Origin of the sequence: Bradyrhizobium genomosp. I (2014) (assembly GCF_000261685.1) — a bacterium.
Lineage (GTDB): Bacteria > Pseudomonadota > Alphaproteobacteria > Rhizobiales > Xanthobacteraceae > Bradyrhizobium.
In genome coordinates this window covers 1-7,175 of the sequence record NZ_AJQE01000341.1, presented here as the reverse complement: position 1 = coordinate 7,175, position 7,175 = coordinate 1, and the positions used below count along the sequence as shown (strand labels likewise).

The 7,175-nt window shown below is 64.8% G+C and carries 4 protein-coding genes, 1 tRNA gene and 1 pseudogene; 2 read left to right on the top strand and 4 right to left on the bottom strand.

The annotated features are described in order from the left end of the window. The 3 genes and pseudogenes from IC50_RS43390 to IC50_RS41595 form a co-directional block, all read right to left on the bottom strand. Nucleotides 1–315: pseudogene (locus IC50_RS43390) on the bottom strand (penicillin-binding protein 1C); the annotation flags it as partial. A gap of 11 nt (nucleotides 316–326) precedes the next feature. Beyond that, on the bottom strand, nucleotides 327–5,531 hold the full coding sequence (locus IC50_RS30520; protein WP_035713774.1) for an alpha-2-macroglobulin family protein: 5,205 nt from the start codon (nucleotides 5,529–5,531) through the stop codon (nucleotides 327–329). Further along, nucleotides 5,528–5,773, bottom strand: coding sequence for a hypothetical protein (locus IC50_RS41595; RefSeq protein ID WP_157461120.1), 246 nt, complete (start codon nucleotides 5,771–5,773; stop codon nucleotides 5,528–5,530). Before IC50_RS41595 ends, IC50_RS30520 begins: the two co-directional genes overlap by 4 nt. A 163-nt stretch (nucleotides 5,774–5,936) precedes the next feature. Here IC50_RS41595 and IC50_RS30515 point away from each other — a divergent pair. Both IC50_RS30515 and IC50_RS30510 read left to right on the top strand, forming a co-directional pair. Beyond that, nucleotides 5,937–6,013, top strand: a tRNA-Arg gene (locus IC50_RS30515). 234 nt (nucleotides 6,014–6,247) lie between these two features. After that, nucleotides 6,248–6,478: a hypothetical protein gene (locus IC50_RS30510; RefSeq protein ID WP_035713772.1), complete on the top strand. Its 231-nt coding sequence runs from the start codon at nucleotides 6,248–6,250 to the stop codon at nucleotides 6,476–6,478. 440 nt (nucleotides 6,479–6,918) lie between these two features. Here IC50_RS30510 and IC50_RS42830 read toward each other — a convergent pair. Beyond that, nucleotides 6,919–7,175: hypothetical protein (locus IC50_RS42830; RefSeq protein ID WP_210161545.1), on the bottom strand; the 257-nt coding region annotated here is incomplete at its 5' end.

Genomic DNA, 7,175 nt, shown 5'->3' with positions numbered 1-7,175 from the left:
GACCGGCAGCCGCCAGCGCCCATCCGCCATGGCATAGGCGCGCAGCAGCTTTCCGTTGCGGTCGACGATGGTGGTGGAGACTTGCCGAGCCTCGTCGAGCGGGAGAGGACCGAGCGAGTAGACCCAGCCGACGAAGGTGCAGATGGCGAGGATGAGGGTGAGGGCGAGGGCTGAGAGGAGGCGATGGCCCCTGCCCCGCACTCCATTGCCGTCGTTCCGGGATGGTCCGAAGGACCAGATCCGGAACCTCGGGATTCCGGGCTCGGCTCTTCGAGCCGCCCCGGAATGACGCGAGCTATGATCCGCCTCGCTCATCCCACTATCACTCACTTCGCTGCCCGCACCTCGACATTACCCGTGCCGGTGCGACCGTAGCGCGAGGGATTGTACATGTCCTCGACATAGGCCTGCGGCAGCACATATTTGCCGGGCGACACCGCGCGCACGACATAGGCGACGGTGAAGACCGATTTGGAATCCGAGGCCCGGTCGACCGCCGCGGTGAAGCGGTCGTCGCGGCGTTCGGTATCCTCAGGCTCCTCGCCGTCCTCGATCCAGTCCAGCGTGCCGCTGTCGCCCGACGAGACCAGTTTGGGATTGTCGATCTCGAGACCGGCCGGCAGATAGTCCGACACCATGATGTGACCGTATTCGGGCTTCGCCTCGGTGATCTTCAGCACCACGGCAAATCGCTGGTTCTGCTTGACCTTGCTGATATCGGCCGGCTTGCCGTCGAGCGTGAAGTAATTGCGCTCGATCTTGAAGCCGTTCGACGCCGCCGGCTCCGGCGTCACCGGCGAGCCCGACACCGAGACCACCGCCTGTACCGGCGCATCGCCGGTGTTGGTGATCTTCAGCGGCTTGCCGCTCAGCGTGTCCGCCTTATAGCTGCGGTAGAGCGCAGTCTTGACCGGCTGGCCATCCACTTCCATGGAGAGATTCTCCTTTGCCAATGCCCGCGCCGCCAGCACCAACCACGCGTTCTCCTGCGTGGAGGTGTAGGGCGTGAGCCCGCGCGCGGTCTCGACCCGCGACACTGCCTGCGTCAGCGTCGCCTTCGGCGCGTTGCCTTCGCTGGCGAGCGAGACGAGCGCTGCGGCATCGCGAAGCTGCGAGCCGTAGTCGGTGCGGCCGAACTCCAGGACCGGCTTGGGCGCGAGGCTGTCGAGCGCGGCACCATACACCCGCTCGGCGCGATTGCGGTCGCCGACCAGCGCCAGCGCCGCCGCAAGCTGAGACTTTGCGATCGGCGTCGCGAGGTTGTTCAGCTTGGTGTCGGCGAGATAGCGGAGATCACCGATCGGCGCCGCGCCATTGCGTGCCAGCACGTAGAGACCGTAGGCGAGATCGCGGCCGCCGTCCTTCTCGGGCTCGTTGGCATTGACCACGGAGTTTCGGATGCGGTCGAGCGCGTTCTTGAACAGCACGTCCGGCACCACAAAGCCCTTTTCGCGGGCGCGGGTGAGGAAGTCCGTCACGTAGGCATCGAGCCAGGCATCATCGCCGCCCGCCGACCACAGGCCGAACGAGCCGTTCGAGCCCTGGCGCGCCAAGAGCCGTTCGATCGCGTCGCGGATGCGCTGGTCGACTTCGGTGTCCATCGCGAGATGCGCACCGGCAGCGAGATCGTTGACATAGAGCAGCGGCATGGCCCGGCTCGTGATCTGCTCCGAGCAGCCATAGGGGTAGCGATCGAGCGCCTTGAGGATCGTCGCCGCATCGAGCGCGGTCGACAGGCTCGCCGAGACCGAGACGCTGCCCGTGCCCGGCACGAGGTCGGAGAACATGTCCGAGGTCAGCGTCAGGCTCTCCCCCTTGGCAAGCGTCCGGATCGAGCGCCGCGCCAGCACCTGCGTTGCCGCCTTGACGTCGAACGCGTAGTGGCGCGCCAGTGCGAGGCCATTCGGCCCCTTGATGTCGACGTCGAGCGTCGCCTGCCCTGCCGCGGTCGCATCGAGCGCGAGCGAGAACGCGTTGCGCTGCTTGGCCGCGAGCCTGACCGTGGTCGCGGGATTGCCGGTCATCTTCACCGGGCCGCCGGTCTTCACGTTGACGACGTAGTCGCCGGCCTGGCCCTCGACATTGTCGATCTCGAGATTGACCGTGCCGTGGTCGCCATTGAGCAGGAAGCGCGGCAGGGTCGTGGTCAGCACCACGGGATCGCGGATCACGACGTCAGTGTTGGCGCGGCCGAGCTTCGTGGCGGTCCACGCCACCGCCATCACGCGGGCGGTGCCGGCGAACTCCGGAATGTCGAAGCTCACTTCGGCGGTGCCGTCGGCGGCGACCGTGACGATGCCGGAATAGAGCGCGAGCGGCTTTTGCGTGGGCGGCGAGCCCTGGAGCTCGGCAGCCCCGGCGTCGCCGCCGGACTTGATCTGGCCGCGCGTACCCGACATGCCATCGATCAGCTGGCCGTAGAGATCGCGGATCTCGGCGCTCAGGCGGCGCTGGCCGAGATAGTAGTCGTCGGGCGCCGGCGGCTTGTAGTTGGTGAGGTTGAGGATGCCGACGTCGACCGCGGCGATGACGATCTTGGCGTCCTCGCCCGGATTGAGCCCGTCGAGCTTGACGGGGATCTTCAGCGACGAATTCGGCCGGATCAGCGCCGGCGGCGTCAGCTTCACCTGCAGCGTGCGGGTCTGCTTGTCGATGCCGAACCATTTCAGGCCGATGGCGCGGCCCGGCATGCGCTGCGCAGCTGCATCGAGCGGACGGCGCAGCGTCGCCACGACGTAAGCACCGGTGCCCCAGTCCTTGCCGACCGGGAGCTTCACCTGCGCGGTGCCTTCCTTGACGTCAACGGTCTGGGTCGTCAGCAGGCGGTCGCCGAGCACGTTGATGGTCAGCTTGCCGGCGCTGCGGACATTGACCGACACCGTCATGGTGTCGCCGGAGGCGTATTGCGGCTTGTCGATCGAGGTCTCCAAGAGATCCGGCGTGTCGGCGCTGCCGTCGGAATACCAGCCGACGTCGAACTGCACCGAGGTCACCGGGCCGTCGGCATCGTTCGACTTCACATCCAGCCGATAACGGCCAGGTTGCGGCGTCAGCGAGATGCGCGACGGCTTCTCGGCAGCGATCGTGACATCCCCGTCGGCGACCCGCGAGGTCGACTTGACCGGCTCGTACTCCCAGTAATTGTTCTGGCGATACCACTGGTAGCGCGACTCCATCTTCAGGAGCTCATAACGCAAGCCGTCGCGGCGCAACCTCTCGCCCCCGGGCGAGACGAACACGACGTCGAACTCGGCCTTGTCGCCCTCGGCGACGTTCTTGTCGCCGAACAGCGGCTTGACGCCAATCATGGCAGTCGCCGGCGCGATCGGCAGCACGAGCTTGCGCTCGACGGCGCGGCCGCCGGTCTCGACCATGCGGACGAAGATCTGCGCCTCCTGCGGCCGGGTCGAGGCCGGCTGCTTGTCCAGCGTCACCGGGAAAGTCGCAACGCCATTGGCGTCGGCCTCCGGCAGGTTCTCGAGCGGCGCACGCTCATTCGAGGTGGTCTCCTCGTCGTCGACGCCGAATTGATAGCCGGCAAAGCCGGGACGTTCGCTCGCAGGCGCCACCAGCATGTCGCCTTCGAGTGCAAGACCCGAGGCCGGCGCGCCATAGAGGAAATGACCGTCCGCCTTAAGCTCCACAGGAATGTTAGCTTTGATCAGCTTGTCGTTGGCGGACAAGTCGAATTCGATCCGATCGGGGACGTAGTCTTCGACCATGAACGTGGTCTCGCCGACCGAAGCCCCCTTCGGATCGGTGAAGGCGCGCACCCGCCACGTTCCGGTGGGGACGGCCGAGTTGAGGGGCACGGCCAGCGTGCGGCCGCCGGCGCCCTGGTCGGGCAGCACGGCGCGGCGGAATTCGACGCCGTCGGGACGTTCGATGACGAGCGTCAGCGGGCCACCGGTGACGGCATTGCCCTGCCCGTCGCGCAACAACGCGGTCAGATAGACGGTCTCGCTGGAGCGGTAGACGCCGCGCTCGGCGTAGACGAAGGCGTCGGCCCCAGCCGGAACAGCGCGCCCCGAGACGCCGCGGTCGGACAGATCAAAGGCGGAGGTCTTCAGGCTGAGGAAGGCGTAGTCGGCCTTCTCGCCGGTGACGGTGAGCATTGCAGGTGACAGCCCGCCCTCGCCGCGCGCGAGCCCTGCCTCGAACAGCACGTGGCCGGAATCGTCGGTCTTGCGGGTGGCCAGGATCTCGTTGTTGCGGGCAACCAGCCGTACCTCGGCCTTGCCGACCGGATCGGTCGAGGCCAGCGAGTTGATGAAGACGTGGATGCCGTCATTGCCGGAATAGGCCGACACGCCGAGATCGGAAACGATGAACCATTGGGTGGCGAGCTGGTAGTCGTCGTCCGAGCCCGGGCCCTTGGCCGTGGCGGTCATCACGTAGACGCCCGGCTGGAGCTCGCCGAGCGCCTGGTCGACCGGGAATGCCGTGGTGACGTCCTGGTTCAGCGTCATCGCGGTCGCAAGCTCGCCGGACCAGACCTTGACGCCGCGCTCGTCGCCGAGATCGGAGAGCTGGTATTTCGACAGCGTCTTCTGGAAATCGCTGTCGACCACCGTGTTGATCAGGTTGCGATCGCCGATGCGGAAGACGTTGATGTTGACGGCGGGCGTATTGACGCTGACGACGGGGATGCCCCGCTGGCCGGTCTTCGGCAGCACATAGGCGCGGCTGGTGAAGCGCACGAAGGGCTTGCGGTCGCGGACGTAGATGTTGAACTCGGCCGATTTCGTCAGGCCCTCCTTCACGGTCGACGGCAGGCCGGCGCGCAGATTGATGTTGTAGCGCTCGCCGTGCTTCAGCCCGTCGACGCAGAGCTGCTTGCCTTCTGCCGACAGCGCCGGCTTGTCCTGCCCCGCCAGCGCCAGGAAAGGCGCGAAGTCGGTTCGCTTGGCAAGCTCGTCCGAGAACTGGAAGCAGGCGCGCGGGCTCGCCGAATCCGAGTCCACGGTATAGTCGAGCAGCCGGAAGCCGTGCTCGTCGCGCAGCTTCTCATATTGGCCGCGGACGTCGGCGACCTCGCGCATGTCGAGCGACAGCCGCAGCGAATCCAGCGCCGGCCGCCACAGCTTGCGTTCGGCCAGCGACTTGCCGAGCACCGCGAGCGCATCCGCCTCCTCGCCCGGATTGCCGGCGCGCTGATAGGCGATGTAGGCGGCGGTCGAGGCGCGCTCCAGCAGGAATGTCTGCTCGCTCGAGCTCTTCGGCGAGATCTGGAAGATGACCTTGGCGAGCCGCAGCCAATTGCCGGCATCGTCCGGCGTGGTGGCCGCGATCTGGCCGAGCACCGAGAGGCCGGTGCGATAGTCGTTGCGGCGGAACGCGGCATCCGCGTCGGTGCGCAGCATCACACTTGTCCTGGCGACCGGCCCTGCCTCGCTCTTGATCTGGGCCTCCAGCTTGATCGCGGAATCGGCGAGATCGTCCCGCTTGAAGGCCTTGTCGGCGGCCTGCGCAGCCGAAAGGCCAAGCGCCAGCGCGGCGCAGATTGTGACGGCGCGAACAAGACCGATCATGGCTGGACTCCCGGAAATCGCGGACGAACGCCGCTTGTCGCAAGAAATGCGCGGAAAGGTGACGGACTCAAGGCGATGGAACCAAAGGAGAAAATCGTCGCAATCGCCATGACAAGGCAAGCCCAGAGGAGACCGATCAAGATACCGCTGCGCACGCCGTCCTGATGGCGCAGCAATACCGGACCAGTCGACCGGCGGCGGTGTCCCGGAAGCTCTTCAGCGGTCCCGGCGATGTGATCCATCGTCCAGTCCGCTGCCGCTCAACCCGGCACCCTGACACCCCACCGTTCCGCTTTGTCGCGGCATTGAGGAAAACGGTTCGGTTCAGGCTTGGCGAAACACCAGATTTTTCATATTGGCATGTTAGATGAACGGCCAGTCCCCCAAAGCTGGGCGGCTCAAGACGGTCCCGTAGCTCAACTGGATAGAGTAGCGGATTTCTACTCCGCGGGTTGCAGGTTCGAGTCCTGCCGGGATCGCCAGTGTTTTCAAAACGTTGCGCGTTCTGTTCTTTCGCTTTCCGTGTCTCGTCTCGTTAAGACGAAAACCCTTTAGTTTGAGCCTTTCCTGTCTAGTCCCGCTTAGTCGATGATACACGGATCGTACACGGCGCTTCGTGCTTTGTTCTCGACTATTGGCTGCGCAAGTCCGCTTGACGTTCCACGAGCGCGCCTCCAGCATAGCAACCTAGAGCGGCGTAATCTTGTGAGCCTCAAATGGTCTGGGTCATAATCGCCTGCACCGTGCTGATCATCGTTTGCCTTGGCGGCGGTATGCGCCTCGCCAAGATCCTGGTCGGGACGGTAGCGACCATCTACCTGCTTTTCGTCTTCGGTGCGGCGAATGCCGGCGCGGGTGACCGGGCGATATCGTCCGGCACAGTGGCGGTGATAGCCATCGGTCTGTTTTTCTTGTTGATGCGCGCGCGGCGGAATGGCAGTGGTTAGCGAACCGTTCGCGTCACACTGAAGCGGAAGACTCTGTCTTTTCCATGTGATTCCGCCCTCGATGACGGCGTTTTCTGTCCGGCATCCGACGATATCGGCTACCGTCGCCCCACGAGGCCAGCGTGCAGAGGGGAACTAGGACAGTCGATTAAGCGCCGGTCTCTCTGGACTCTTCGCGAGAGGACAAGCCCTCGGTGAGCTTTGCAATCGCATTAGGGCCGCAGAAGCTGGGACCCGAAGAGGCCGCCAACTGAGACGGCCTTACAGTTGCGAAACCAAGAGGGTGACGCACGCGATCAGCGTTGCCGTACTGAGGGTCACCACGACAAGGGCTTGTTCACTGTGGGCCTTGAGTTCTTCGTCATCCATTGTGCCCAACGCCAGTACCGACCTCTGGTTTCGGTCTGAGCCTAACGTTTTACCACGGGGTTCCAGCTGCGTTATTTTGTGAAGTAGACGCTCGTAACCGCTACGGCGATCAGCAATGCGCCACCAAACACAGCAATGGCAAAACAAACGCGTGCAGGGATCGAATATGTATCAAAATAGGGTTCTCTGATCATGCTGCGGGCTCCCCCTGTGTTGGAGTGCAACCGGCAGTCCTGATAAGTGGAGCCAGTGAGATTCCCTTTATGGGACGGCGTCCAGTGGCGCCGACGTGCGGCCCGACTTCGATCGCGGAAATCCGCGGCTTGCA

Excerpts from the sequence above, each read along its gene's own strand:
- IC50_RS30520 (WP_035713774.1), bottom strand. The coding sequence starts at position 5,531 with ATGATCGGTCTTGTTCGCGCCGTCACAATCTGCGCCGCGCTGGCGCTT.
- IC50_RS41595 (WP_157461120.1), bottom strand. The coding sequence starts at position 5,773 with ATGGATCACATCGCCGGGACCGCTGAAGAGCTTCCGGGACACCGCCGC.
- IC50_RS30510 (WP_035713772.1), top strand. The coding sequence starts at position 6,248 with ATGGTCTGGGTCATAATCGCCTGCACCGTGCTGATCATCGTTTGCCTT.